Genomic DNA, 25613 nt, shown 5'->3' with positions numbered 1-25613 from the left:
CGATGACGACGAAAAAACCGATGGCAAAGCGGATGATCATCATGTTGATCTGCGTAGCCATACTGCTCGGCGCGCTGGTCGGCTTCAATCTGTTCAGGGCGCACATGATCAGGAAGTTCATGGCGAGCAACGCCGCGCCGCCCGCCACCGTCACGGCCGCTATCGCAGGCTATCAGACATGGCAGCCGCAGCTTGCGGCAGTGGGCAGCCTGCGTGCGGTGCGCGGCGTCGACGTGACGACGGAAGTGGCCGGGCTCGTGCGCGAGATCGCGTTCAACTCGGGTCAGGAGGTGAAGACGGGCCAGGTGCTCGTGCGCCTGAACGACGACTCGGACAGGGCCCAGCTCGCGTCGCTGAAAGCAGCGGCGGACCTCGCGCAAACGGTCTACAACCGCGACAAGGCGCAGTTCGGCATTCAGGCGATTGCCAGGGCGCAGCTCGACGCCGACGCCGCCGACCTCAAGAGCAAAAGAGCCCAGGTCGATCAACAGGCCGCCCTTGTCGAGAAGAAGACGATTCGCGCGCCGTTCGCGGGGCGCGTCGGCATCACGACGGTCAACCCAGGCCAGTACCTCAATCCGGGTGACGCCATCGTCACGCTGCAAGCCATCGACCCGATCTACGCCGACTTCTTTCTGCCGCAGCAGCAGCTCGGCCAATTGCAGGTTGGCCAGGCCATCGCCGTCGATACGGATGCGTTCGGCAACCGCGCGTTCGACGGCAAGATCCGCTCGATCAATCCGCGCGTGGACAGTACGACGCGCAACGTCCAGATCGAGGCGACCGTCGACAATCGCGAGCGCAAGCTGCTGCCCGGCATGTATGCGAACGTGAAGATCGACGCGGGCGGCGCGCAGCGCTTTCTGACCTTGCCGCAAACCGCGATCACCTATAACCCGTATGGCGCGACCGTGTTTGTCGTGAAGCCCGGCGAACAAAAGAATGCGCAAGGCAAGATCATGCCCGTCGCGCAACAGGTGTTCGTCACGCCGGGGCCGACGCGCGGCGACCAGGTCGCCATTCTCAAGGGCATCAGCGCAGGCACGCAGGTTGTGACGAGCGGCCAGCTGAAACTGAAAAACGGCACGCCCCTCGTGATCGACAACCGCGTGCTGCCTGCGGACAGCCCGAATCCGACGCCCCAGGAACAATAGAAGAGCGTGCGATGAAATTCACCGACATCTTCATTGAACGCCCGGTGCTCGCATCGGTGGTGAGCCTGCTGATACTCGTGCTCGGCTTGCGCTCGCTTGCGGCGCTGAAGGTCAGCGAATATCCGCAAACCGAGAACGGCGTGGTGACGATCACCACCGCGTACTATGGCGCGAGCGCCGACACGATGGCGGGCTTCATCACGCAGCCGCTCGAAGCCGCGATTGCGCAGGCACAGGGTATCGACTACATGTCGTCGACGAGCACCACGGGCGTCTCGACGATCACCGCAACGCTGCGCCTCAACTACGACTCCAATCGCGCGCTCACAGAGATCAACACGCAGATCGCTTCGGTGCGCAACCAGTTGCCGCCGCAGGCGCAACAGCCGGTGCTGACCGTGCAGGTGGGTCAAACCACCGACGCGATGTACATGGGCTTTTACAGCGACGTGCTGCCGAGCAACAACGTCACGGATTATCTGCTGCGTGTCGTGAAACCGAAGCTCGATTCGGTTCAGGGGGTGCAAACGGCGGAAGTGCTCGGCGGCCGTCAGTTCGCGCTGCGCGCATGGCTCGACTCGAGCCGGCTCGCCGCACACAACGTGACGGCCGCCGACGTCTTCACGGCGCTCGGCAACAACAACTATCTGGCGACGCTTGGCACGACCAAAGGCCAGATGATCAGCGTCGATCTGAATGCAGGCACCGACCTGCATTCCGTCGAGGACTTCAGGAAACTCGTCGTCACGCAGAAGAACGGCGCGATCGTGCGCCTCGAAGACGTCGCGAATGTCGTGCTCGGCGCGGACAATTACGACTTCAACGTCGCGTTCAGCGGCAAGCGATCGGTGTTCATCGGCATCAAGGTGGCGCCCGATGCGAACGTGCTCGACGTCGCGAAGCGCGTCAAAGCGATATTCCCGGACCTGCAGAGGCAGTTCCCGACGGGCATGACGGGCGACATCGTCTACGACGCGACCGACTTCATCAATACGGCGATCGCAGAAGTGGTGAAGACGCTCGCCGAGGCGCTGCTGATCGTGACCGTCGTGATCTTCCTTTTCCTTGGCAGCTTGCGCGCGGTGATCGTGCCCGTGATCGCGATGCCGCTCTCGCTGGTCGGCACGTTCTTCGTGATGCAGGTGCTCGGCTATTCGATCAATCTGCTGACACTGCTAGCGCTCGTGCTCGCCATCGGCCTCGTCGTCGACGATGCGATCATCGTGGTCGAGAACGTCGACCGGCATATGAAGGAGGAGGGCAAGAAGCCTTTCGAAGCCGCACTGATCGCGGCGCGCGAACTCGGCGGCCCGATTCTCGCGATGACGGTCGTGCTGATCGCCGTGTACGCACCCATCGGCTTTCAGGGCGGACTGACGGGCGCGCTGTTCACCGAGTTCGCGTTCACGCTGGCGGGCGCCGTCACCGTGTCGGGCGTGATCGCGTTGACGCTCTCTCCGATGATGTGTTCGCGCTTTTTCCGCACGGACCAGCAATCGGGCCGCTTCGCGCGCTTCGTCGACCGGCAGTTCGATCGTGTACATGACGGCTACCGGCGCCTGTTGCATGCGATGCTCGACACGTGGCCCGTGTTCGTCGTGATGGGCGCGCTGCTTCTGTGCGGCGCCGTGTATCTCTTTGTGACTTCGCAATCGGAGCTTGCGCCTCAGGAGGACCAGGGCATCGTGCTGTCCCAGGTCCTGGGGCCGCCGAACGCGACGATCCAGCAGATGCAGACCTACGCGGATCAGGTCTTCGAGATCTCGAAGCAACTGCCCGAATACGCACAGATGTTCCAGCTCACGGGCGTGCCGACGCTGAACCAGGGCATCGGCGGCGTGCTCTTCAAAACGTGGGACAAGCGCAAGAAGGGCGCGACGCAATTGCAGCAGGAATTGCAGCAGAAGTGGAACGGCATCGCGGGCGCGCGCGTCGCCGCATTTCAGTTTCCGCCCCTGCCGGGCGCGCAAGGATTGCCCGTGCAATTCATCATCAGCACGACTGAGCCGTTCGAGAACCTCAACGAAGTGTCGCAAGCCGTGCTGCAGAAAGCACGGGAAAGCGGCATGTTCTTTTTCGTCGACAGCGATCTGAAGATCGACAAGCCGGAAAGCGTGTTGCTCGTGGACCGAGACAAAGTCGCTTCGCTCGGCCTGACGCAAAGCGATGTCGGGCAGACGCTGGGCGCGGCGCTCGGCGGTAACTTCGTCAACTACTTTTCGATTGCTGGCCGCTCGTACAAGGTGATTCCGCAGGTGCTGCAAACGGACCGGCTGAACCCGTCGCAAGTGCTCGACTATTACTTGCGCACCCCCAATGGCAGCGTGATTCCCGCATCGACGGTCACGCATCTGAAGCGCAATGTCGTGCCGGAGTCGATCAATCACTTCCAGCAACTCAATTCGGCGACGATTTCCGGCGTGCTCGCGCCGGGCATCTCGCAGGGCGAGGTGCTCGACTTCCTGCGCCAGGCCACCACCGACGCCGCGCCGACGGGCTACACGGCCGACTATTCAGGCTTGTCGCGACAATTCGTGCAGGAGTCCGGCGGCTTCGTGACCACGCTGCTGTTGGCGACGATCATCGTGTTTCTCGCGCTCGCCGCTCAGTTCGAGAGCTTTCGCGATCCGGTCGTGATTCTCGTGTCGGTGCCGATGGCGCTGTTCGGCGCGCTGATCTTCATTAACGTGGGACTCACGACGCTGAACATTTACACGCAAGTGGGCCTCGTCACGCTGATGGGTCTTGTCAGCAAGCACGGCATTCTGATCGTGCAGTTCGCGAATGAACTGCAACGCGCGGGGCGGCGCAAGCGCGAAGCACTCGAAGAAGCGGCGGGCGTGCGCTTGCGGCCGATCCTGATGACGACGGCCGCCATGGTGCTGGGCGTCGTGCCGCTCGTGATCGCATCGGGTGCGGGCGCGGCCGGCCGCAACGCGATGGGGCTCGTGATCTTCACGGGGATGTCGATCGGCACGCTGTTCACGCTGTTCGTCGTGCCCGCGATGTATATGTTCCTCGCCGCAGACCATCATCGGGACAGGGAGCAGCCGGCGCAGACCTGAGCGGCTGAAGAGGTTTCAGGACTTTCTGGGTGTTTTCGCCACAAAGGGTGTGGGTATGTGCTGAACTTTCTCGCTTCCGCACTTTGGGCAAGGCGGATGAGCCGTTTCATGTTCGGCAAGATGCTCGGCATGCTCGAACATCTCGCCGCACTTCTCGCACCTGTACTGGTAAGTGGGCATGGTATTCCTCTAACGATGTTTGCGATGCGTCCAGCCCATATGGTGTGTGTCGAGCCACTCGCTCAGGCTCCCTCCCGGGTGATCGCGCCTGTAGCGACGGGACAGGGCCATGGCAATGACAACGAGAACCACAAGGCCAACCCAAAAACTGATCATTGACTGAGTCATGGCAGCCTCCTTCGGGAACGCGACCATGCCTGAATTCTAGTGCCGAGGCGGTGAAATTCTCACTGAAAGTTGTCCAGACGTTCGCCGAACCGATTGGGCCGTGGCAAATCGAAGTGAGTTGGGTCCAGCGAGAAGGCGACCCGGCCCATGATGTCGCCAGGTACGCCGATTATGCGTTTAACGAGGAGTTCGTGTGCCGCCGATGAGTCGTTCGTAACGATGTCGTCGCTCTCGACAACGGACCTTCGCCAAGGGCAACGCGGGTCCCAGGCTTGGCGTCCCAGGCTCGCCCGCCTGGGTGGCGACAAGGTTTCAGCTGCGGGCCGCCGCAGTAATCACAATGAGCGCCGAGAAGATCAGCGCCGGGGCGAGATGCCGGAACGGCTCCCGATTGCGTAGCAAGGTGAAGAGCGCGCCGATCATGATCGCGCCGGCCAGCGTCAGGCCCAAGGCTCTGGTTTGTTGTCCAGGAAGAAGTGCGGCACTGAACAGCTCCAGAGTGCCGCAGAGCAACGGAAACCATGCCGGGTAACCCCAGCGCGCGAAGTCGCGCTTCACCGCGCCAAGTCTTGCGAGATTGACCACCCCCGCCACCGCGAAGAGAACCGTTAAGATCATCGCGAGGATCGATTCGAGAGACACACTGTTCCACGGCATCGTCATGCTCCGGTGCTTTGCTGAGAATGCTTTTGCGCAGCGAGGTCCGCAATCAGGCCGGGGCCGCGGGGTTCCCACGCAAGCACTCGGCGGGCATGCTGGCCACTTACGGTCTGGTCGAGCGCCAGTGCGTCGGCAAAAGGCCCAAGCGATTGGCGAGCGTCGTCGAGCGGCCAGAGTTCGACGCGGTCGGCGCCTGCCGATGCCCGGATCGCTTCGCCTATTTCGGCGACGGCAACGGCATCTTCCGCGACCACGTTGAAGATCTGTCCCACGACTCGACCGTCACCGCTTGCCGCCTGCTCCACTGCGCTCAGGTATGCCGTAGCGAGATCATCGACGTGAACGGCGGGCCAGTCATTGCGGCCATCGCCGACGACCCTCACACTGCCGGTCTGACGGACCATGCCGGCAAGCATGCCGAAGATGCCACCGCCGTAGCCATGCACCATTGCCGGCCTGAGAACCACCGCGGCAATCGAGCGGCTCGCCGCCAGCGCCAGCACACGTTGCTCCACTGCGGGCCGCCAGGCGACCAGTGGTGTCGGGTTCAGCGCCGACGTTTCAGTCGCGGGCGCTCCCTCTGTATTGCCGTAGACCCACGTGCCCGACGTATAGACAAACGCCGCGCCCGGATGCAAATGCGAAAGCATCGCCACAGCCGCGGCCTCGTCAGCAGCGGCGGCGGAAGCGTCGTTGGTCGACGCCATGTGCACCACGCCATCAGCGGCACCGGCAGTCGCAGCGAAAGACTGTGGCTCACGCAAGTCGCCGCCATGCAGCTTCACGCCGAGACGTGCCAGCGTGCCCGCGGCCTCCGACCTGGATTCGCGCACCAGCGCCGTCACCTGATGGCCGAGGCTGATCGCCTTGCGCGCTACCGCTTGCCCGATGTAGCCCGTACCACCTGTAATGAAAAGTTCCATAACGTTCTCCTCGACGGTTGCCTGAGAGGCTGATATGCCCCTCAAACGAGACTAGGTAGTCTCGTTTCGGCGAATCTAAACGAGACTTATCAGTCTTGTCAACTGCCGGACGATCTGCTATTTATCGGGCATGAACATGTCCTCTCTCCCCGAACTGAGCCCGCTGCAACGCCGCAAGCGCTCCGCCATCCTCGACGGCGCGAAAGCCGTTTTCTTGAGCCAGGGGTTCGGCCTGGCAACGATGGACGATGTCGCCGCGGCCGCTGGCGTCGGCAAACAGACGGTCTACCGCCACTTCAAGTCGAAGGAGGCGCTCTTCGTGGGTCTGGTGAGTTCGATGTGTGCTGAAGTGGGTGGATTTCTTGCCGGCGCTCAGGACGGGCAATCCGATGGATCACCCGAAGACGAGTTGCGCGCATTGGGATGGGTATTGGCGCAAAGCCTTATCACGCCGGACAATCTGCGGCTTTACCGGGCCATCGTTGCTGAGGCCGAGCGTCTTCCGGAACTCGGCCAGGTGTTTTATGAAAATGGTGCGAAGGTCGTGCGTGCCTTCGCCGCGAAAATATTGCGAAAGCGGTTCGACGAATCGACGGCTGCGTTGCGGGCCGCGACATTCGTTCAGCTGGTTCTAGGCGACGCGTATCTCGAACTGTCGATTGGCTACACGGTGCCCGATGCCGAAGCGCGCTTTGCGCTGCAGATTGATGAAGCGGTGGCGGCGGCACTTCGCTAGGGCGCACCGCACAGGAGGCGGCGCCACCGCAAGTCGGGCGTATTCGGTTCGGAACCGGTTGCCCACACAACGCATGCCTCTGAGCGTTTCGAGTTGAAATTTCAGGTTTTAGCCGGTCTTCGTGATCACGCTCACCACACCATTGTTCGAATGCAGGTCAATGCCGCAACGGAATCCGTGAATTGCGCATAAGGGAATCGGACCGGAAGCCGCCTCGAATTCGAATTTGCGTTCGTGTCAGGAACGGGCGCAGCCCTTCTGGAGGGCGCCGGGCCAACGGTGGCGCAGTCCACCTGGCGGCGATGGCACGCGCAAGAGCGCGGAGCGATCGTCGTCGGCCGCGCCGAAAGGCCGCCGCTACCGGACAAAATAAAACGCAAACACGATAGAATCGGCTGCCTGCAATCGCTGCCATGAAAATTCTTCGGACCCTTCTCGTCTTGTTGCTGTGCGCGATGCTGCCCCTGAGCGGGCTGGCAGCCACTGGCATGGCGGGCGAATGTCCGATGCAGCAGTCGATGCCGATGCACGACGACGGCTCGGTGTCCGTCGAAATGCCGGGATGCGAGACGATGAAGCCGTCGCCGGCGGGCAAGGCCAAGGACGGCTTCTGCAAGGGTACGGCACAGTGTCAGTTCGCCAGCATCTACTACCCTCCCGCGCGGGCGACCGTCAGCCATCCCATGACTGTCACCCGTCAGGTCTTTTTCCACTACGCCGAGTCGTTTGCCGGTCACGTGCCGGACGGCCTCTGGCGACCTCCCCAAGCCATCTAACCCTCGTTTGACTGGTTCGCCGCGTGAGCGGCGAGGTCGTCCTGTGTCCAGGACGTGGAGTCCCATTGGGACTCCCCCGTTGGGGTTAGAACATGCCTTTGACGATTGGCACGCCGCTATGCCGGCGTGCATCCGTGTGCGCGCGCCCGATTTGCGCCGCGCTGATACTGCTTGCTTCTGCCGCGCACGCTCAGCAAGCCCCCCTCACGCTCGAAGCGGCGTTGCAGGCGGCAACCGACCACTCCGCAGCCATGCAGGCCGCGCAGGCGTCCGTACACGCCAGTTCCGAAGCCGCGGTCCGGGCAGGGCAATTGCCGGACCCGGTGCTCGCGGCCGGCGTCGACAACCTGCCGATTAATGGCGCGCAGCGCTTCACCATCGGCCAGGACTTCATGACGATGCGGCGTATTGGCATCGAGCAGGAGTGGGTCTCGCGGGAAAAGCGACGCCTTCGCTCCGACCTCGCCAGCGAGGTGGTGAAGCGCGAGCAGGCCGGCTATCTCGCACAACTCGCGAATGTGCGACAGCAGACCGCCACTGCCTGGCTTGACGCCGTTTATGCAAAGCGGGCCCTGACGCTCCAGCGGGCGTTGCTGGAGCATATGACTCACGAACTCGCCGCTACCAAGGCGTCATACCGGGGAGCGAGGGCGACGGCCGCCGACGTCGTACAAGCCGAGGCAACGCTGGCCCAGACGCAGGACCAGGTGCTCAAGGCGCAGCAAACGTATCAGACCGCGCTCATTGGTCTCTCGCGCTGGACAGCGACACCTGCGGCCGATGTGACGGGCGAGCCGCCCGCGCCCGAGTCCTATGTCTCTTCCTTGCCACCCGATGAACTCCGGCTGGTGCAGCCGATACTCGTCGCAGCGGCCGATGACATCGCCGTCGCCGATGCCGGCACGGCTGTCGCCAGCAGCGAGCGCCGCCCCAACTGGACCTGGGAGGTCTCGTACCAGCAACGCGGCGGAGCGTATTCGAACATGGTGTCGGTCGGGGTGCGCATTCCCTTGCCCATCAACCGGAGGGACCGCGAGGACCGCGATGTATCGGAGAAGGCCGAACTCGCAACCAAGGCCCATCTGATGTACGAAGACGCGCTCCGGCAGGTGCAAGCCGATATTCGCACCGAGTCGGCAACGCTCGCCAGTGGGCGCGAACGCATCGCGAATCTCACCCAGTCCCTGTTGCCGGCCGCCGACCAGCGCGTCGAACTTGCGGCCGCCGCTTACAAGGCGGGGACCGGTTCGCTCGCCGATACGTTCGCGGCCCGCCGGGCGCAACTGGATGCCCGGATTCAGATTCTCGACCTCAAGCGTGAGGTTTCGCAGACATGGGCCCAACTTGAATACCAGGTTGTGCCAACGACGATGGCCGCCGCCGAATGAAGGAGAAAACAATGACTCAAAGACCTTTGGTGCGCGCGATATTGGCGTTTTTCGCCGCCGCTGCGCTTCTCGGCACCGGATATTTCGTTGGCTCGCGCCACGCGTCGCCTTCGGGTGCAAATACGGTCGCCACGTCAGCTTCCGCCAATCTGACTGACCCGAAAACCGGCAGGAAAGTGCTCTATTGGCACGACCCGATGGTGCCGAACCAGCATTTCGACAAGCCCGGCAAGTCGCCTTTCATGGACATGCAACTCGAGCCTGTCTATGCGGACGAAGGCGGTAGTTCGCCAGGTATCGCAATCGACCCGGGCCTTCAACAGAACCTGGGTATCCGCTACGCAACCGTGCGGCGTGAGGAAACGACAGAAGGATTCGACGCCGTCGGCACCACGCAATTCGACGAATCACAGGCCGATGTCGTGCAGTCGCGCGTGACGGGCTACATCGACCGCCTGTACGCAAGCGCGCCGATGCAACGGATTGCGAAAGGCGCACCGATTGCTTCGCTCTTCGTTCCCGACTGGCTCGCCCCGCAGGAGGAATACCTCGCGCTCAAGCGGGGCAGGATGGACGACAGTTTGCTGGAAGCGTCGCGCACGCGCATGCGCGCGCTGTCGATTCCGGATGCCGTCATTGCCGGCCTCGACCGCACGGGCAAGGTACAAACGCACATCGTCCTCGCCTCACCGGAGACAGGGGTCGTCAGCGAACTGAACGTGCGCGACGGTGCGCAGGTCGCGCCTGGCCAGACGCTTGCGAAGGTCGCAGGTCTATCGAAGCTTTGGCTTATCGTCGAGATTCCCGAGAACCTGGCGTTGAGCGTGCGACCCGGCATGCGCGTTGACGCGACGTTCAGCGGCGACCCGACGCAGCGCTTCAAGGGGCAGATTCGCGAAATCCTGCCCGGCATCAGCACCACGAGCCGCACACTGCAGGCGAGGCTCGAAATCGATAACGCCGCGTTGAGACTCACGCCCGGCATGCTGATGCGGGTGCGCGTCGATGCGCAAAAACCTGTCTCGCGACTGCTCGTGCCGTCCGAAGCCGTCATTACGACCGGCAAGCGGTCGGTCGTGATCGTCAAAAACGCGGATGGGCGCCTGCAACCGGCAGACGTCACGGTCGGCAACGACGTCGGTAGCGAGACCGAAGTCATCCGTGGCTTGAGCGAGGGTGAGACGGTCGTCGCGTCTGGCCAGTTCCTGATCGACTCGGAAGCCAGTCTGAAATCGGTCCTGCCGAGACTCGAAGGCGCTGCGGGCGCTAGCGCGGCCATTCCCGCATCCACGCCGGGCGCTGCCCCACAGACTTACGAGACCACCGGCAAGGTAGAAAAGGTGACGGCTGCCGACATCACCTTCTCGCATCAACCGGTGCCGGCACTGGGCTGGGGGGCGATGACGATGTCGTTCGACAAGCCGTCGTCCGGTGCATTTCCCGACGTCAAGCCCGGCCAGACCGTCCACTTCGTCTTCAGACAATCGGATGAGGGATACCAACTGACGAAGGTTGAACCAGTGGGGGATGCCAAATGATTGCGCGCCTTATACGCTGGTCCATCCATAACCGCTTCCTGGTATTGCTGGCGACAGTGCTTGTCACGGTTTGGGGCGTCTACTCGCTCAAGCAGACACCCCTCGACGCGTTGCCGGACCTGTCCGATACGCAGGTCATCATCAAGGCGTCGTATCCGGGTAAGGCTCCCCGGGTCGTAGAGGACCAGGTGACGTACCCGCTCACGACGACGTTGCTGGGAGTCCCAGGCGCCAAGACCATCCGGGCGTACTCGTCGTTTGGCGACGCGTTTGTCTACGTGCTGTTCGACGACAAGACCGACCCGTACTGGGCCCGTTCGCGCGTACTTGAATATCTGAACCAGGTCCAGAGTCGCCTTCCACAAGGTGCGGCGGTTTCACTCGGTCCCGACGCGACGGGAGTGGGCTGGGTCTATGAATACGCGCTGGTCGACCGCACGGGGCAGCACGACCTGGGAGAACTGCGCGCACTCAACGACTGGTTCCTGAAATTCGAACTCAAGTCCGTGCCGGACGTATCGGAAGTGGCGAGCATTGGCGGTATGGTGCGCCAGTACCAGGTCGTGCTCGATCCGGACAAGCTGCGTGCATACGGCATCACCCAGGCCATCGTAGCGGATGCCCTTGGCAAGGCGAACCAGGAGTCCGGCGGATCAGTGGTCGAACTGGCGGAATCGGAGTACATGGTCCGCTCGTCGGGCTACCTGCGTTCGCTCGATGATTTTCGCCATGTCGTTCTTCGCACGAACGATGCCGGTACGCCTGTTCTGCTAGGCGATGTCGCCCGCATCCAGATCGGACCGGAGATGCGCCGGGGGATTGCCGAGTTGAACGGGGAGGGCGAAGTCGCGGGCGGTGTCATCGTCATGCGTTCAGGCAAAAACGCGCTGACGACCATCGACGCGGTCAAGGCAAAGCTCGCTGACCTGAAGCGGTCGCTGCCTGCGGGGGTCGAGGTCGTCACGACATACGACCGTTCCCAGCTCATCGAGCGCGCGGTGGACAACCTGAAGGACAAGCTCATCGAGGAGTTCATCATCGTCGGGCTGGTCTGTGCCGTGTTCCTCTTTCACCTGCGCAGCGCGTTCGTGGCCATCCTGTCACTGCCGCTCGGCGTGCTGGCCGCCTTCATCGTCATGCGCTATCAGGGTGTGAATGCGAATCTGATGTCGCTCGGCGGTATCGCCATTGCCATCGGCGCGATGATCGATGCGGCCATCGTGATGATAGAGAACGCCCACAAGCATCTCGAAGCGTACGAGCACGAGCATCCCGGCAGGCCCATGACGACGGCGCAGCGTTGGGAACGCATCGCGACGTCGGCGGCGGAAGTCGGACCGGCACTGTTCTTCTCGCTGCTCATCATCACGCTGTCGTTCATCCCGGTATTTTCGCTGGAGGGGCAGGAAGGCAAGCTCTTCTCGCCACTCGCCTTCACGAAGACTTACACCATTGCAGCGGCTGCCGGCCTGTCGATCACGCTGGTGCCGGTACTGATGGGGTATCTGATTCGCGGACGCATCCCGCATGAGAATTCAAGCCCCATCAATCGCATGCTCATTCGCCTGTACCGGCCGGTGCTCGAAGCCGCACTGCGCCGCCCGTGGGTCGCCATTGGGCTTGCTGGGGTTGCGCTCCTGCTGACCGCCATTCCGCTCTCGCGCCTCGGCGGCGAGTTCATGCCGCCGCTCGACGAAGGAGACTTGCTATACATGCCAACGGCGCTTCCCGGCATTTCGGCAGACAAGGCGTCCGAGCTTTTGCAGCAGACCGACCGGCTCATCAAGTCCGTGCCCGAGGTTGCGACCGTGTTCGGCAAGTCGGGCCGCGCCGACACGGCGACTGACCCGGCACCGCTCGAGATGTTCGAAACCACCATCCAGTTCAAGCCGCGCAGCCAGTGGCGTCCCGGTATGACGCCCGAGAAGCTGGTCGATGAGCTCGACAAGACCGTGAAGGTGCCCGGGTTGTCGAACGTTTGGGTGCCGCCTATCCGCAACCGCCCGGATATGCTGTCCACGGGCATCAAAACGCCGGTCGGCGTGAAGATCTCCGGGCCTGACCTGAATGAAATCGACAAGGTGGCCGGGCAGATCGAGGCGGCAGTGAAGGAGGTTCCGGGCGTAACCTCAGCGCTTGCAGAAAGGCTGAATGGCGGGCGATACATCGACGTCGACATCAACCGGCAGGCAGCGGCGCGTTATGGCCTTTCCGTCGGGGATATCCAGTCGGTGGTTTCGACGGCCGTGGGCGGCGACAACATTGGCGAAGTCATTGCAGGGCGCGAGCGCTTCCCCATCAACATCCGCTATCCGCGCGAAGTCCGCGACTCGCTCGAAAAGCTGCGACAGCTTCCCGTGTTGACCGACCGGGGGGGACAGATCCAGCTCGGCGACGTGGCGGATATCCGGATCTCCGATGGACCGCCGATGATTCGAAGCGAAAACGCGCGGCTTTCGGGCTACGTCTACGTCGATATCCGCAACGTGGACCTGGAATCGGCGGTCAAGGCGATGCAACAGGCCGTCGCCGGGAAGGTGCAACTGCCGCCCGGATATTCGATTGCGTGGTCAGGGCAGTTCGAGTATCTCGAACGTGCAGCGGCGAAGTTGCGCACGGTCATTCCTGTGACGCTTGTCGTCATCTTCGTGCTGCTGTTCATGACCTTTAACTCGGTTGCCGATGCGCTTCTGCTCATGTCGACAGTGCCGTTCGCGCTTGTCGGCGGGTTCTGGCTCGTCTGGATACTGGGCCATGCGGTGTCCGTCGCAACGTCGGTCGGCTTCATCGCGCTCGCGGGTGTTGCCGCCGAGTTCGGTGTCGTCATGCTGCTGTACCTGAAGGGCGCACTCGACCGGCGGCTCGAGCCTGGTGAGCCAATGACTGAGGCCGCGCTGCTCGACGCAATTCGCGAAGGTGCGGTCTTGCGTGTGCGGCCGAAGGCCATGACGGTGGCGGTGGTCCTTGCCGGCCTGATTCCTGTCATGGTCGGACACGGTGCCGGCTCGGAGGTGATGCAGCGGATCGCCGCGCCAATGGTTGGCGGGATGGTCACTGCACCCATCCTCTCGATGATCGTCATTCCCGCAGCCTGGTTGCTCCTGCAGCGTCGCCGCGTGAGGCAACGCGACGAGGTTGGCTTTACCCACGCAAAACCCTCGGGCACGCAGGCGCCTTCTACCCAAACCAGGGAAACTCAATGAAAAACAGGTTCACGAAGGCGACAAGGTCAAGGTGCGAGTCGAAAACGTCAACGGCACGCTGACCATCGTGAAGCTCGAAAAGCAGCCGTAACGCAAGCTGCGCGTGAGAGTCGATTGCCCTTGCGCGCAGCGCCGACGCCCCGGTCCGGCGACCCGCGTATCGCGAGAGATCTCATCGATTCTCATGATGCTTTCTGGCGGCGTTGCTCACCTTGAGACAGGCGCCAACGGACCCGATCGTCCGCCCCCGGGCCTTCCTTGATGGCCAGATCCGCCGCGTTGATTTGCTCACCCGTTTCCTGATCGATAAAGCCCAGCCGTACCTCGGCTCCCGTCTTTCCATTCACGAACTTCATCGGCGGCGCCGCCGCTCCGGAAACTTCCAGGCTGTCCCCAATCTGGGCGAGCATCGGCATCAACGGGGCGATCTGCCAACCCTTGCGGGTCAACAGATATTCGAATCGCTCCGGATTTACCTGATAGCGCCTGCGCTCAACCAGGCCGTTGACCTCCAGATGCTTGAGCCGGTCGCTGAGCGTCGCATTGGTGATGCCGGACGACTGGCGAAACTCGTCATATCGGCTGAGCCCGCAGACGAGGTCGCGCAGGATCAGCAAACCCCATCGGTCGCCGATCGCTGCCATGACGCCGGCAATCGAACACACCATTCCATCGAAACCCTTCGAGCGCATGTCCTGTGTCCCTGATAGTCCGACGATCATCGCCGGAGTAAATCTCATTATAAGAGTTAGCGGGGCCCGGCGAAACGATTCCTCAGGGCAGCACGCTTCGTAGAAAACCCTGCTGACCGAAAAATACTTGCCAGGCAGACCACTAACTCTTATTATAAGAGTTAGTGGTCTGCCTGTTAACGGAAGTTATCGGCGGACGCCCGATGTGTCGAACTCAAGGAAACCATCATGCCTTCCCATGCCACCTCCAGGATATTCGTCGTCGGCGGTACAGGCGCGCAGGGCTTGCCTGTCATCAGCGCACTCGTCGCTGGCGGCAAATATTCCGTCCGGGCTCTGAGCCGTGATCCCGATTCCCGGCGGGCCAAAGCACTGCTCGCACTCGGCAACGTAACCATCCTGAAGGGCACGTTCGCCGACGAAGCCATCCTGCGAGAAGGTTTCCGCGGCTGCGACGGTGCCTATATCAATCTCGACGGGTTCAACACTGGCGAGAAAACCGAGATCTACTGGGCGATCCGCTGCTACGAAATCGCGCTGGAGGAAGGCATCAGGTTTTTCGTGTACGGCAACCTCGACTATGCACTCAAGAAGGCCGGCTACGATTCCCGCTTTCGCGCCGGCCACTATGACGGCAAGGGGCGGATCGGCGAATGGATTCTGTTCCAGAACCAGACGAACCGGGATCGCATGGGCGCGGCCGCGTTCACCACGGGACCCTACATGGAGATGGCGATCTCGGCGATGACCCCGATGATGCCGCTCGTGGAGGACGGCGTGGTGACCTGGCGCGTGCCGCTCGGCAACGGCACGGTACCCCACGTCGCGCTGGACGATTGCGGCTATTACGCGCGCTGGTTGTTCGATCATCCCGAGCGCGCGAATGGCATGAACCTCGAAGTCGCGATCGAGCAGGTCGAATACCACAGGCTGGCCGAGGCGTTCGAGCGGGTAACGGGACATCCGGCACGCTATATCGACACGGATCTGGACACATACTGGAATGGTCCGCTCAAGATGGCCGCCGGCCTGGCCGCCGGATACAACGCGGATCTGAACGACAAGAGCACGATGAGCTTCCGCGACAACTTCACCGGGTTCTGGAATATCTGGAAGCACAACGTGATCCAGCGCGACTATGCGCTGCTCGACGAAATTCATCCGAACCGTATCAGGACCGTCGAACAGTGGCTCCGTCATGAAGACGAACGCGGTCGTCAGCAGGGGAAAGGAAGTCTCTGGGAGCGCGTGCAGCCGGACAACCTGTTCAAGTCGGTGCCGCTCCTGAAGTTGTCCGAAGACGGCAGAAAGGGCGCGCTGTAACCGTCCGCGATGGGTCCAGCAAGCGCCGGGCAGTGTATCGACAAGTTAGCTTAACTAATTTATGTTCATGATGAATCAGATAGTTGAAATCCAGAAGAACAGTGGGACGCGCGTCCTGCTGAGTGTCCTGGCTGTATGGGGGGCGGCCGTTGGCGCCGCCGCCGGGACTGGCGTCTATCGTGTCATCTATCCACTGTGGCTCGCAGGTCTTATCGCTTTGGGCATCGTTGCGCCAGTCGTCGTCTACGGGCTGTCCAGGGGCTTTCGCGCATACATCGCGACCATCGGGCTACGGACGCTGACTGCGTTCCATATCTGGCGCATTGCAGCCGCTCTGGTCTTCTTCTGGTATGGCGCGCACGATCTCCTGCCGGAAGCCTTCGTCCGGAATGCAGGATGGGGCGATCTCATCGCGGGCTTGTTGGCCCTCGGCGTGGCATTGCTTCCGAAGACGCGCAACCGCTATCTGGTCTTCCATCTGTTCGGGTTCGCAGATTTCGTTGTGGCGGTCGGTACCGGCTTGACCTGCTTCCTGCTCAACGACCCGCGCATGTCCGGCATCCAGACGCTGCCGATGGCCCTGATCCTGTTCTACGGCGTTGGCATTTCCGGGGCGAGTCACCTCATGGCGTTCGACCTGCTGCGTCGCCGCTCAGGCCTGTCGACCGTCAGGTAAAGCGTGTCGACGTAAGGGCATGAGCCGCCCGGCGCACATGCCTTCTTCAATCGAGCAAGGAAACCATCGTGAAGTTTCGTCGTACTTATGTTGTAGCCAGTGGGTTGCCCGGCTTGCTGCTGGCCGGCTTCATGTGCGTGAGTGCCGCATCCGCCCAGTCCAGCGCGCCGTCCGCCGCTTCCGCAGATCAAACTGCGCCGTGGGATTCGCGCATGAACCCGTCGGCCGTTCAGGCCGATGCCTGGTTCGATCATTACAGGTTTCGGGACGGCGAGACGCTGGCCCGGCTGAAGCTTCACTACGCGACGCTTGGCACGCCGCATCGCAATGCCGCAGGCGCCATCGACAACGCGGTCCTGGTCCTGCACTGGACCGGCGCCGACAGCCGCACGCTGCTGAGTCCGACCTACACGAAGGCGCTGTTCGATCCCGGCCGTCCGCTCGACGCGAACCGCTATTACCTGATCTTTCCCGACAATGTAGGACACGGCCAGTCGAGCAAACCGAGTGACGGACTAAAGACGAAATTTCCGAACTATGATTACGGCGACATCGTCGATCTCCAGCACAAGCTGGTGACCGAAACCTTGGGTATTGGGCATCTGCATGCGATTCTCGGCATGTCGATGGGTGGCATGAACGCGTGGCAATGGGCGGAGACATATCCCGACATGATGGACGGCGTGATGCCGGTGGTCTCGCTGCCGATTACGGTCTCGGGCCGCAATCTGCTGTGGCGGCGCATGGTGATCGACGCGATTCGCACCGATCCGGACTGGAAGAGCGGGGACTACACGCAGACGCCTGGCGGCTGGGTCGATGGCTTCAGGGTCCTGCGGATGATGATCGACAGTGCGCCCGCGCTGCAGCAGGAAATTCCAGACGGCGCGGCTGCCGACAAGTTTCTCGCGACCACCCGCCTCCAGGCGGAGCACGTCGACCCGAACGACATCCTGTATTCACTCAAATCATCGTTCAATTACGATCCCGAACCCGGGCTTTCCAGGATCAAGGCCAAGCTGTTTGCCTTGAATTTCTCCGACGACGAATTCAATCCCGACACACTGCACGTCCTCGAGCGGCTTGTGCCGACGCTTCAGCACGGCAGGTACGCGGTGCAGCAGGGCACGCCGTCTTCGCCGGGCCATTTCACCATGACTCGTCCCGACCTCTGGGCGCAGCATGTGGGCGAATTCATGCAGTGGCTGGGCGATTCGGCCTCACAGGCGGGCACCAGCAAAGCAGAGTGAGCATCGCACCAGAACAGCCTGCGTCAGCATGTGTGACCTCACGCAGGCGGTGATGTCTGCATTGCCCGTTGATCCGCCCTGATCCGGGAGAAAAGGTGGACGTCGTGAAATGCATCCTTCCAGTAGCCCCATTGCCGCATTACACCTTCCTCCACAAATCCCAAGCTTCTTAGAAGTCCGATCGAGGCGTGATTGTCGAGGTTCGTTACCGCCTGGATACGGTTGATATGCCAGTGGTCATAGGCATGCGTAATCGCCGCGGTTAGCGCTTCGCGCATCAATCCCTGTCGCCATGAATGACGTTCCAATTCGAAGCTAATACTTGCTGAATAGAACCTGGAGTCGAATCTAAACCCGCATGATCCAATGAAACGCATGCTGCATTTCGACACGATTGCCCAGCGCACACTCATTCCTTCAGCCAGCTCTTTAATCATGGCGGAGACAAGCAGCCGGGCATCGTCGATGCTGTTTAGCGGCGCTATGTCGTAGAAGCGCATTACTTCGTGATCGGACCAGATTTCGAATATCCTTTGGGCGTCGGACATCTCGATTGGGCGAAGCTGAACCCGGGCTGCCTCAGAGACGTCGACCTTGGTAAAGAGTGGGGGCATTGGTTTGTCGCGCGTTGACTAGCTTCGACGAAAAGGGACCGCCAGAGTGCGACAAGCTTTCGGCACTCGGACAAAAGCGCCCGCCACCGTCATTGTTCCTGACTTGCAACACATGATCACGAGGCTATCGAAGTGCGCGCGCCAGCGGGTCTGTGAAGCGGGATTCAGACGTCCGTTTTCGGGTTACGCGGGCAAAACACGGCAGAACTGGACGACTGAATGAAGCATAGCAGCCACGTCGGCCGAGCTGTTCGGCGCCTCAGCGCGGATACTTACTAATTTTTACGAAGGCTACTCTACGTAACCTTTCGTAACCCGAGGGCGCGTAACGATGCCGCCAGGTCCCGCTAACGGGCAGTGTGGTGATGGAGTCGGAGTCGGAGTGCGAGGAATCTCTCGAGGCACAATCTCATCGTCGAGCCGTTCATCAATTCGCCTCGATCGTCTCTTGTTGGCCGCGAGCCGTCTCATGCCATCGGCATACGTGTCTTCAAATTCACCAGGCGTCCATCGGCGGCGCACGACCCGTTGCCGACATTCGGTCATCTTGTTTTGGGACGTCTCGTCTGTGGATCGCAGCGGACCCCCCGACATATTCAAATCCTGGCGGAGCCTCGACCGGGCGATGCGTCGATCGACGCGCATTGCGCAAAGAGATCCGTCGGCAAGTGTAGGGTGTCAGCAAACTCGAGGTTGAGAACGCCGCGCTGAAGGTCATTAACCAGATACTCCGTCGCGATGGCCCACTACGCACCGCTTCTCGCCCGCTTTCGCAGCACTGCTTCATAGCGCTTGTGCCACCGACTCGATTAGCGCTCTCAGCCATTGTTGTGCTGGATGGCCTTCGCTGCGCCGATGCCAGATCACGTGAAAGACGATCTCCGGCAGCGGCATGGGCGGCGGAAACAACGCGAGCTTGCGGCTCGCAGGCGAATTGAGCGCGATCCGCTTCATGACCGTCGCGGTCATCCCCGTGCGCGCGACGACCGCCGGCACGGCGAACATCTGCGGCAGCGTCAGCGCAAGCGTGCGCTGCTTGCCCTGTTGCGCCAGCGCCTGATCCACCAGCCCGTGCCGTTGCCCTTCCGGCGACACAAGCGCATGCGGCAGCGACAGATAAGTCTTCATGTTCATCCCGCGCCGCGCCGCCGGATGACGACTCGCGACGATCGTCACGAACTCGTCGCGCAGGATCGGACGCGTCAGGATGCGGCCTTCCGGGTGCGTGGGCGGCACGCCGATGGCCGCGTCGATCATGCCCGTGTCGAGCAGGTCCACCGCATGGTCGCGGTCGTTGAACGCATGAACGTTGATCGCGATTCCGGGCGCCTGTTCGCCGAGCGCTTCCAGCAGCGCGGGCAGCAGCACGAACGCGGGGTAGTCCGACAATCCCAGGTTGAATGTGAGCACCGCCTCGCCCGGCACGAACTCCGGCCTCTTCACGAAGGCGGCTTCGATTTGCCGTAGTGCCTGCGAAACGGGATCAGCCAGTTCACGTGCGCGCGGCGTGGGCAGCAAGCCATCCGCGCTGCGCAGAAACAGCGGATCGCCGAGCAGGGTACGCAGCCGGGACAATGCCGCGCTCATCGCCGGCTGACTCACGCCGACCTGCGTGGCCGCACGGGTAACGTTGCGCTCGCTCATCAGGGCGTCGAAGGCGGCCAGCAGGTTCAGATCGATCCCATGAAAATCCATAAATCAAATAATCATTTATATCAGTTATTTGTTGGTCAGATTTTACCGTCGATTGCACACTCTCGTCACACCCATCCACGACCTCGCGACGACACAACTACGAGAGCAAAACCATGAACGCCATCGAACCACAACTCGCCGAACGCCTGCGCATCGAGCGCCTGGCCGTGGAAACGCTTTACCGCGCCTTCAGCGACAACGATCCCGATCTCGTCGACACAGTGCTCGCTCCTGATTGGGACGACGTTCCGCTCGCCCCGGGCCAGGGTCCGGGACCGGACGGCATCAAACCGGTCATCCGCAGCTTCGCGCAGGCCTTCCCCGACGTGCGCATCGTGATTCACGACATGATCCAGGTGCCGGGACAGATCGCGGTGCGCGCCGAAATCACCGGCACACATCGGGGCGAACTTTTCGGCATTGCGCCGACCGGCAAGCAGGTCAGCTTCCGCCTGCACGAATTCCACGCGCTTGACGGCAAGCGCGTGACCACCACATGGCACATGGAGGACTGGTTCGGCCTCTTCCTTCAGCTCGGCCAGTTTCCGGCGCAAGCCTGAACGCTCTCATTCCCCGGATCTCGAACCCCTGGATCCCTGGAGAGAATCCTGAGCATCGCCATGAAGCAAACCATGAAGGCAGCACTCCTCACCACCTTCGGCGGTCCCGATGTCGTCAGCATCGGCGAGACCGCGCTGCGTGACATGCAGCCCGATGAGGCCACCGTCCGCATCGAAGCGGCAGGCGTCAATCCGCTGGACAAGTATGGGCCAGCGGGAGGTCCTTGACCCCTGCAAAGCCGCCGCTTGAACGTCCTTGCGATGGCTCGCCCGATTGACCGGAGTTGGCCGACGGCGGGCCGATCGGAGCAGAACCTCGAAACGCCGCACCCGGGCGATGCGCGATGCATGTTCGCGGACGGTACACAGACGCTATCCTGACGTGTCAGTCCTCCTCGAGCCCATGGAAACCACGGGCTCGAGCGTTGCAGCCTTTCGTCATATGCCTTCGACAAGAACGGCGCGATAACGCGCGCCCTTGAACCGGTGCTGGGCGACTTCCTGATACGCCGGGCTGTCGTACCACGCGTGCGCGGCCTCAGTCGACGGAAATTCCACGATCACCACGCCCTCTGGTGGTTCGCCCTCAAGAACCTGTTGGGCTCCGTACGCAGCGAGGATCTTGACAGGATGATCCTTGAAGGTCTCGCCCACCTTGCTTTGGTAGATGTCTAGCTCACCTTGATCCTGCGTGCTTTCCTTGGTGAAGACAATGTAAGTCGCCATGGAGTAGGCTCCTGCTGTGGTGTGAAGGTGAAGCGATGATGCCATGAAACTGCAGCGAGCCTCGTTCCGCAGCGCCAGTGCAGATGTCGGCCAGTCGCCTCGGCGATACCGCGACGCAACGAACCGGGGGACGGGGCCGGCCTCGGCGACCTTCGTGCCGCCTGCCGACGAACCACCCGCTGAACCGCGCGTGAAAAGCCGGGCTTTGCCCGCCGATTCGGCGGCCAGTGACCAGGTGCCCGCGACGGTTTGTGCCTCGCTGTAGCTTGTAAAGCGTTCTATTCGCCAAAAAGATTTTCCTGGCGGGACGCCGGCCGGAACCTACTCCGAATAGAAGCCCGAACCCACCAAACCTGGAGCTCCGTTTATCCTGACGGCCTTCACATAGGTCCATTTATGCGATGGGCGAGTCTGTCCCGGCTTCAGGAACATGTAGTCGACCCAGCCCGATCCCGTCGTTTCAACCGTCTGGATCATGGCGTCATGAAACAGCTTGCCGTTGGTGTCCTTCTGACCGTGGACGTTCGTTCCCTCCCGTGCAGGGAAGGCCGGATTCAGCAGGACATTTGCATTCAGATCGTAAACAAAAATATAGGTATCCCCATGGAACCACTCGCTACCTTTGATTCTGAAATCGGAGAAGGCGGCCTTGCCTTTGCTGTCTATTAACGCGGCGGCTTTGTCAACCAGCGCTTCGACTTGCTTTGCTGTTTCGGACGTCGGACGAGACGACTGAGAAAATGTAGGCGACGCGGTGCAGAACAATCCGGCCAGTAACAAGATGCCGGTAAAGAGGGCTTTGTCGCTCATGGCACGATCTCCGACCATTGAGTTCAGCGCCGCCGCATCGAGGAGCGGCTTGGGGAGAAGAAGCACTGCCCTCATGAAGACTAGTCCACGAAGGGCAGAACGCCCAGAATCGTTTGCCCGCATAACATAGGCGAATCGGCAACGGACGTTCGCGAATGTCCGCAACTGGACTACCTCCGCCCGATGATCGGGCGCCGCAATGGCCGCAGGCACGGCCTCTCATGCAAAAGGCAGAACCCCATCCACTACTGTCCTTCGGCTGGTTCATCAGAATGTCAGAACAACGCCCGAATGCGGCCACTGCCGGACGGTGGCCGTGGAGATCGGGCCGTCAAGCGTGCGCTGACAGCTGCGGCTGATCAGGGCGCCGACCTTCTGCACCTGAATTGATCTTGAATTTTCAACCTGCAGACTCGGGAGCATTGTCATGCAATCATGTGTTGGCTGTGCGTAAGTCTCACGCAGCAGTTCGTCCTCCGTTGACCCGAAGAACTTCGCCGGTCATAAAACTCGCTTTTTCCGACGCCACAAAAATGATTGCGTCTGCAATCTCTTCAGGCGTTCCCGCACGTTTAAGTGGCACGGTCGCGAGCATCGCGGCCTTGCCCGAGTCGGAACCCGTTATGCGGTCAAGCATTTCTGTCTGTATGGGCCCAGGCGCTACTGCGTTGACTCGAATATTGAACGCGGCTGTCTCGAGCGCAGCGGATTTCGTCAGACCCTCGACCGCATGCTTGCTGGCGACATAAAGTGCGTTCCGGGGAGCGCCGCGAATACCCATCGTCGACGATACATTGACAATGCTCCCGCCGCCCTGGGCTGCCATGGCGCGGATTTCGTGCTTGAGCGCCAGCCACGTGCCGAGAACATTCGTATCGAAAACGAATGCGTATTGATCGACGTTCTGTTCAACTATCGGTGCGGGGTCGCCCTCGTAACCGGCGCTGTTCACCGCAATATCCAGACGACCAAAACGGGAAATAACGCGGTCGACCAAGCCTTGGACCTGGTCCTCGAAACGCACATCTGCCTGCACGAATTCCACTTCGGCACCAGATGAACGCAGCTGCTCAGAGAGCTTCCTGCCTTCTTCGAGCCGACGGCCCGAGATGACCAGCCGAGCTTTCTCTTTAGCGAAGGCAATCGCTGTTGCGCGACCAATTCCAGAAAGCGCTCCCGTCACAAGTGCTACGGGCGATTCATTCATTTTCCGACTCCTTTGGCAACCAGTAAAAAGATTCTGGGTTATTCGAGCCGCGAAACGGCAAGAATTGCGTCATGTGGCTCGTATTGCGTTACGCGCTATAGCCACCGTCAACGGGAATGATTGCGCCGGTGATGAAGCTCGCCGCGGGGCTGGCGACGAAGGCGACCACGGAGGCGATCTCTTCAGGCCGACCGAAGCGTCCGAGCGCAGTGGCGGCTGCCTGCGCCTCGGCAAAGGGACTGTTATCTGGATTCATCTCGGTATTCGTCGAACCGGTGCCGATAACATTCACGGTAATGCCCTTCGGGCCCAGATCCCGCGCAGCACCTTTGCTGTAGCCCTCAATTGCGCGCTTCGTTGCGCTGTAGTCAGCAAGGCCAGGCCAGCTTGATCGCCAGGCGAGAGCCGACGAAATCGAGATGATCCTGCCGCCGCTCTCCATCACCCGCGAGGCTTCTCGAATAGCGGTTACCACGGCTTCGTAATTGATCTTCTGTTGTCGCTCGAAGCCCGATGTATCCGTGGTCTCGGCCACCGCGCCTGTCACGAAAACGGCGGCGTTATTGACCAGAATGTCGATCCGGCCCAACCGCTCGACAACTTCCGCAATCAATGCTTTAACCGCTGTTGCGTCCGCCTGGTCGGCCTTCAGGGCAATAGCCTTACCACCGGACGCTTCGATCGTTGCAATGACCTTTCTGGCTGCGGCCTCGCTGCTGGAATAACTCAGCGCTACGGTGGCCCCTTGCGCAGCGAGCTGGATGGCGGTTGCGGCGCCGATACCGCGTGAGCCGCCGGTCACAAGAGCGATCTTTCCTTGAAGAGTACTTGCCATGATTTTGTCCATTAAGTAGAGGGTGAGTCGCGGGCACATAGATCGCCCGAATGCTTTTCAAACGCTGGAAGTGCGAGTTAAAACTTCGTGCTCGGGCGGAAAGAAACGGTTGGAAGGCCGCGGAAGGCCGAGATGCTCCCTCAATGTGCGCCCTTCATATTCGCGTCTGAACAAACCGCGCCGCTGGAGCTCCGGAACGAGCTTGTCGATCACCTCGTCGAGGCCGCCTGGAATCCAGGGAAACATGACGTTGAAGCCATCGGAGGCCTCAGTCTCCAGCCACTCCTGCATCTCGTCGGCGATCGATGTCGCGGTGCCGACGAAGGCGAAGCCCGAATAGCTGCCGGCTGCCCGCGCGAGCTCCCGGATCGTCAGACCTTTCTCCCGGGCGAGATTGACCATGCGCTCGCGCTGCGAGCGACCAGCTTCAGTCTCCGGGATCTCCGGCAGTGGTCCATCGGGATCATGGTCGGAAACGTCGAATCCAAGCATCGAGTTCAGAGACCCGATGCCACTGTCATAGTGGACGAGACTGTCGAGCGTGGCACGGCGCTCGAGCGCCTCATTCATGCTGTCAGCTACGACAACGAAAGCGCCGGGCAGGTACCGCAGCGTGTCGGGTGCGCGGCCGATCGCAGCCATGCGCGAACGGACATCGGCATTGAAGCTGCGCGCGGCCTCTATCGTCGGCGGAGCGCCGAAAATGACCTCAGCGGTTTCCGCCGCGAGCTGACGGCCTGCCGGTGACGCCCCGGCCTGAACAATCACGGGCCAGCCCTGCGGCGGTCGTGCGATGTTGAGCGGACCTTGCACTTTCAGTGATGGACCTTTGTGACTGATCGCATGAATTCGTGCGGGATCGACGAAGACCCCGCTTTCGGTGTCCCTGACGAAGGCATCATCGGCGAAGCTGTCCCAGAGGCCGGTGACCACCTCGACGAACTCGCGCGCACGCTCGTAGCGATCGTCATGATCCATCTGGGATTCGTAGCCGAAGTTGAGGGCCGCGTCGGGATTCGCCGTTGTCACCACGTTCCAGCCGGCCCGGCCACCGCTGAGGTGGTCCAGCGACGCGAACCGCTTGGCAATGTGGTAGGGCGCATCGAAGGTTGTCGAGGCTGTCGCGATCAGCCCGATCCGTTCGGTAACCGCCGACAGCGCCGAGAGCAACGTGAAAGGTTCGAATGACGTCACCGTGTGGCTCCTCATGAGAGCCGCGATTGGCATGTTCAACAACGCCAGGTGGTCGGCCATGAAGAAGGCATCGAACTTCGCCTCTTCCAGTCGCCGGATCGAGCGACGCATCTGTTCGAGGCTGAAATTCGCATGCGGGTCGGCGCCCGGATAGCGCCACGCGCCCGTGTGGATGGCCGCTGGCCGCATGAAAGCACCGAGGTGGAGTTGGCGATGTTTAGCCATCTGTCGCTCCGTCGC

At 61.6% G+C, this 25613-nt stretch carries 24 protein-coding genes and 2 pseudogenes; 14 read left to right on the top strand and 12 right to left on the bottom strand.

Annotated elements, in window-relative coordinates; translation table 11 throughout:
* Positions 1-2: 2 nt before the first annotated feature.
* Both C7411_RS26280 and C7411_RS26275 read left to right on the top strand, forming a co-directional pair.
* The gene (locus tag C7411_RS26280; protein WP_110386976.1) at positions 3-1154 is read left to right on the top strand and encodes an efflux RND transporter periplasmic adaptor subunit; all 1152 of its coding nucleotides are present in this window, start codon (positions 3-5) and stop codon (positions 1152-1154) included.
* A gap of 11 nt (positions 1155-1165) precedes the next feature.
* Complete coding sequence (locus tag C7411_RS26275; RefSeq protein ID WP_110386933.1) at positions 1166-4219, top strand: efflux RND transporter permease subunit; 3054 nt, start codon at positions 1166-1168, stop codon at positions 4217-4219.
* A 15-nt stretch (positions 4220-4234) separates the two neighbouring features.
* Here the strand turns inward: C7411_RS26275 and C7411_RS26270 are convergent, their stop codons facing one another.
* Complete coding sequence (locus tag C7411_RS26270) at positions 4235-4399, bottom strand: FmdB family zinc ribbon protein (RefSeq protein ID WP_110386932.1); 165 nt, start codon at positions 4397-4399, stop codon at positions 4235-4237.
* On the opposite strand from C7411_RS26270, the gene C7411_RS37635 reads away from it, so the two are divergent.
* Positions 4328-4558 (top strand): hypothetical protein, encoded by a 231-nt coding sequence (locus C7411_RS37635; protein WP_165822892.1) that lies wholly within the window; start codon positions 4328-4330, stop codon positions 4556-4558. The genes C7411_RS26270 and C7411_RS37635 overlap by 72 nt on opposite strands.
* Before the next feature lie 161 nt (positions 4559-4719).
* Here C7411_RS37635 and C7411_RS38790 read toward each other — a convergent pair.
* From C7411_RS38790 to C7411_RS26250, 3 genes and pseudogenes are all read right to left on the bottom strand, one after another.
* Positions 4720-4794: pseudogene (locus C7411_RS38790) on the bottom strand (signal peptidase I); the annotation flags it as partial.
* Positions 4795-4879: 85 nt separating this feature from the next.
* Positions 4880-5230, bottom strand: coding sequence for a DoxX family protein (locus C7411_RS26255; RefSeq protein ID WP_243413351.1), 351 nt, complete (start codon positions 5228-5230; stop codon positions 4880-4882).
* Positions 5227-6150, bottom strand: a complete 924-nt coding sequence (locus tag C7411_RS26250; RefSeq protein ID WP_110386928.1) for an NAD-dependent epimerase/dehydratase family protein — start codon at positions 6148-6150, stop codon at positions 5227-5229. Before C7411_RS26250 ends, C7411_RS26255 begins: the two co-directional genes overlap by 4 nt.
* A 136-nt stretch (positions 6151-6286) precedes the next feature.
* Here C7411_RS26250 and C7411_RS26245 point away from each other — a divergent pair, with 136 nt between their 5' ends.
* The 6 genes and pseudogenes from C7411_RS26245 to C7411_RS38440 all read left to right on the top strand — a co-directional run.
* On the top strand, positions 6287-6886 hold the full coding sequence (locus C7411_RS26245) for a TetR/AcrR family transcriptional regulator (protein WP_243413350.1): 600 nt from the start codon (positions 6287-6289) through the stop codon (positions 6884-6886).
* Positions 6887-7299: 413 nt separating this feature from the next.
* On the top strand, positions 7300-7662 hold the full coding sequence (locus tag C7411_RS26240; protein ID WP_110386926.1) for a hypothetical protein: 363 nt from the start codon (positions 7300-7302) through the stop codon (positions 7660-7662).
* 92 nt (positions 7663-7754) lie between these two features.
* On the top strand, positions 7755-9050 hold the full coding sequence (locus C7411_RS26235) for a TolC family protein (RefSeq protein ID WP_110386925.1): 1296 nt from the start codon (positions 7755-7757) through the stop codon (positions 9048-9050).
* 11 nt (positions 9051-9061) lie between these two features.
* Complete coding sequence (locus tag C7411_RS26230) at positions 9062-10588, top strand: efflux RND transporter periplasmic adaptor subunit (RefSeq protein WP_110386924.1); 1527 nt, start codon at positions 9062-9064, stop codon at positions 10586-10588.
* Entirely contained in the window at positions 10585-13791 is a 3207-nt protein-coding gene (locus C7411_RS26225) for an efflux RND transporter permease subunit (protein ID WP_110386923.1), read from the top strand. The genes C7411_RS26230 and C7411_RS26225 overlap by 4 nt, the downstream gene beginning before the upstream one ends.
* Position 13792: 1 nt before the next feature.
* A pseudogene (locus C7411_RS38440) lies at positions 13793-13882 on the top strand (copper-binding protein); the annotation flags it as partial.
* A 91-nt stretch (positions 13883-13973) separates the two neighbouring features.
* Here the strand turns inward: C7411_RS38440 and C7411_RS26215 are convergent.
* A complete protein-coding gene (locus C7411_RS26215) occupies positions 13974-14483 on the bottom strand; it encodes a winged helix-turn-helix transcriptional regulator (protein ID WP_110386975.1) in 510 nt (169 codons plus the stop codon).
* A gap of 228 nt (positions 14484-14711) precedes the next feature.
* Between C7411_RS26215 and C7411_RS26210 the strand changes: the two genes are divergently transcribed.
* The 3 genes from C7411_RS26210 to C7411_RS26200 all read left to right on the top strand — a co-directional run bounded on the left by C7411_RS26210 (position 14712) and on the right by C7411_RS26200 (position 17732).
* The gene (locus tag C7411_RS26210; RefSeq protein WP_110386922.1) at positions 14712-15806 is read left to right on the top strand and encodes an NmrA family NAD(P)-binding protein; all 1095 of its coding nucleotides are present in this window, start codon (positions 14712-14714) and stop codon (positions 15804-15806) included.
* A gap of 67 nt (positions 15807-15873) precedes the next feature.
* Positions 15874-16482 (top strand): hypothetical protein, encoded by a 609-nt coding sequence (locus tag C7411_RS26205; RefSeq protein ID WP_207786566.1) that lies wholly within the window; start codon positions 15874-15876, stop codon positions 16480-16482.
* A gap of 68 nt (positions 16483-16550) precedes the next feature.
* The gene (locus C7411_RS26200; RefSeq protein WP_243413349.1) at positions 16551-17732 is read left to right on the top strand and encodes an alpha/beta fold hydrolase; all 1182 of its coding nucleotides are present in this window, start codon (positions 16551-16553) and stop codon (positions 17730-17732) included.
* A gap of 38 nt (positions 17733-17770) precedes the next feature.
* Here the strand turns inward: C7411_RS26200 and C7411_RS26195 are convergent, their stop codons facing one another.
* Positions 17771-18346 carry a GNAT family N-acetyltransferase gene (locus tag C7411_RS26195; protein WP_110386921.1) on the bottom strand — a complete coding sequence of 192 codons (576 nt, stop codon included), beginning with the start codon at positions 18344-18346 and terminating at the stop codon, positions 17771-17773.
* Between the two features lie 783 nt (positions 18347-19129).
* A complete protein-coding gene (locus C7411_RS26190; RefSeq protein ID WP_110386920.1) occupies positions 19130-20041 on the bottom strand; it encodes a LysR family transcriptional regulator in 912 nt (303 codons plus the stop codon).
* Positions 20042-20154: 113 nt separating this feature from the next.
* Between C7411_RS26190 and C7411_RS26185 the strand changes: the two genes are divergently transcribed.
* Together C7411_RS26185 and C7411_RS26180 are read left to right on the top strand one after the other, a co-directional pair.
* Complete coding sequence (locus C7411_RS26185; protein ID WP_110386919.1) at positions 20155-20601, top strand: ester cyclase; 447 nt, start codon at positions 20155-20157, stop codon at positions 20599-20601.
* 60 nt (positions 20602-20661) lie between these two features.
* On the top strand, positions 20662-20829 hold the full coding sequence (locus tag C7411_RS26180) for a hypothetical protein (RefSeq protein ID WP_181431375.1): 168 nt from the start codon (positions 20662-20664) through the stop codon (positions 20827-20829).
* A gap of 210 nt (positions 20830-21039) precedes the next feature.
* Here the strand turns inward: C7411_RS26180 and C7411_RS26175 are convergent, their stop codons facing one another.
* The 5 genes from C7411_RS26175 to C7411_RS26155 all read right to left on the bottom strand — a co-directional run bounded on the left by C7411_RS26175 (position 21040) and on the right by C7411_RS26155 (position 25598).
* On the bottom strand, positions 21040-21327 hold the full coding sequence (locus C7411_RS26175) for a DUF1330 domain-containing protein (RefSeq protein ID WP_110386918.1): 288 nt from the start codon (positions 21325-21327) through the stop codon (positions 21040-21042).
* 321 nt (positions 21328-21648) lie between these two features.
* A complete protein-coding gene (locus tag C7411_RS26170) occupies positions 21649-22137 on the bottom strand; it encodes a cache domain-containing protein (protein WP_110386972.1) in 489 nt (162 codons plus the stop codon).
* A gap of 457 nt (positions 22138-22594) precedes the next feature.
* Positions 22595-23344, bottom strand: a complete 750-nt coding sequence (locus C7411_RS26165) for an SDR family NAD(P)-dependent oxidoreductase (protein ID WP_110386917.1) — start codon at positions 23342-23344, stop codon at positions 22595-22597.
* Positions 23345-23432: 88 nt separating this feature from the next.
* On the bottom strand, positions 23433-24179 hold the full coding sequence (locus C7411_RS26160) for an SDR family NAD(P)-dependent oxidoreductase (RefSeq protein ID WP_110386971.1): 747 nt from the start codon (positions 24177-24179) through the stop codon (positions 23433-23435).
* Between the two features lie 57 nt (positions 24180-24236).
* The gene (locus C7411_RS26155) at positions 24237-25598 is read right to left on the bottom strand and encodes an LLM class flavin-dependent oxidoreductase (RefSeq protein WP_110386916.1); all 1362 of its coding nucleotides are present in this window, start codon (positions 25596-25598) and stop codon (positions 24237-24239) included.
* Positions 25599-25613 lie beyond the last annotated feature (15 nt).

The sequence above is a fragment of the Paraburkholderia silvatlantica genome (assembly GCF_003096715.1).
GTDB lineage: Bacteria > Pseudomonadota > Gammaproteobacteria > Burkholderiales > Burkholderiaceae > Paraburkholderia > Paraburkholderia silvatlantica.
The sequence above is the reverse complement of the archived record's forward strand: the minus strand, read 5'-3'. Positions and strand labels throughout refer to the sequence as shown.

Coding starts and splice junctions, on each gene's coding strand:
- C7411_RS26280 (WP_110386976.1), top strand. CDS start 3: ATGACGACGAAAAAACCGATGGCAAAGCGGATGATCATCATGTTGATC.
- C7411_RS26275 (WP_110386933.1), top strand. CDS start 1,166: ATGAAATTCACCGACATCTTCATTGAACGCCCGGTGCTCGCATCGGTG.
- C7411_RS37635 (WP_165822892.1), top strand. CDS start 4,328: ATGTTCGGCAAGATGCTCGGCATGCTCGAACATCTCGCCGCACTTCTC.
- C7411_RS26270 (WP_110386932.1), bottom strand. CDS start 4,399: ATGCCCACTTACCAGTACAGGTGCGAGAAGTGCGGCGAGATGTTCGAG.
- C7411_RS26255 (WP_243413351.1), bottom strand. CDS start 5,230: ATGACGATGCCGTGGAACAGTGTGTCTCTCGAATCGATCCTCGCGATG.
- C7411_RS26250 (WP_110386928.1), bottom strand. CDS start 6,150: ATGGAACTTTTCATTACAGGTGGTACGGGCTACATCGGGCAAGCGGTA.
- C7411_RS26245 (WP_243413350.1), top strand. CDS start 6,287: ATGTCCTCTCTCCCCGAACTGAGCCCGCTGCAACGCCGCAAGCGCTCC.
- C7411_RS26240 (WP_110386926.1), top strand. CDS start 7,300: ATGAAAATTCTTCGGACCCTTCTCGTCTTGTTGCTGTGCGCGATGCTG.
- C7411_RS26235 (WP_110386925.1), top strand. CDS start 7,755: ATGCCTTTGACGATTGGCACGCCGCTATGCCGGCGTGCATCCGTGTGC.
- C7411_RS26230 (WP_110386924.1), top strand. CDS start 9,062: ATGACTCAAAGACCTTTGGTGCGCGCGATATTGGCGTTTTTCGCCGCC.
- C7411_RS26225 (WP_110386923.1), top strand. CDS start 10,585: ATGATTGCGCGCCTTATACGCTGGTCCATCCATAACCGCTTCCTGGTA.
- C7411_RS26215 (WP_110386975.1), bottom strand. CDS start 14,483: ATGCGCTCGAAGGGTTTCGATGGAATGGTGTGTTCGATTGCCGGCGTC.
- C7411_RS26210 (WP_110386922.1), top strand. CDS start 14,712: ATGCCTTCCCATGCCACCTCCAGGATATTCGTCGTCGGCGGTACAGGC.
- C7411_RS26205 (WP_207786566.1), top strand. CDS start 15,874: ATGATGAATCAGATAGTTGAAATCCAGAAGAACAGTGGGACGCGCGTC.
- C7411_RS26195 (WP_110386921.1), bottom strand. CDS start 18,346: ATGCCCCCACTCTTTACCAAGGTCGACGTCTCTGAGGCAGCCCGGGTT.
- C7411_RS26190 (WP_110386920.1), bottom strand. CDS start 20,041: ATGGATTTTCATGGGATCGATCTGAACCTGCTGGCCGCCTTCGACGCC.
- C7411_RS26185 (WP_110386919.1), top strand. CDS start 20,155: ATGAACGCCATCGAACCACAACTCGCCGAACGCCTGCGCATCGAGCGC.
- C7411_RS26180 (WP_181431375.1), top strand. CDS start 20,662: ATGAAGCAAACCATGAAGGCAGCACTCCTCACCACCTTCGGCGGTCCC.
- C7411_RS26175 (WP_110386918.1), bottom strand. CDS start 21,327: ATGGCGACTTACATTGTCTTCACCAAGGAAAGCACGCAGGATCAAGGT.
- C7411_RS26170 (WP_110386972.1), bottom strand. CDS start 22,137: ATGAGCGACAAAGCCCTCTTTACCGGCATCTTGTTACTGGCCGGATTG.
- C7411_RS26165 (WP_110386917.1), bottom strand. CDS start 23,344: ATGAATGAATCGCCCGTAGCACTTGTGACGGGAGCGCTTTCTGGAATT.
- C7411_RS26160 (WP_110386971.1), bottom strand. CDS start 24,179: ATGGCAAGTACTCTTCAAGGAAAGATCGCTCTTGTGACCGGCGGCTCA.
- C7411_RS26155 (WP_110386916.1), bottom strand. CDS start 25,598: ATGGCTAAACATCGCCAACTCCACCTCGGTGCTTTCATGCGGCCAGCG.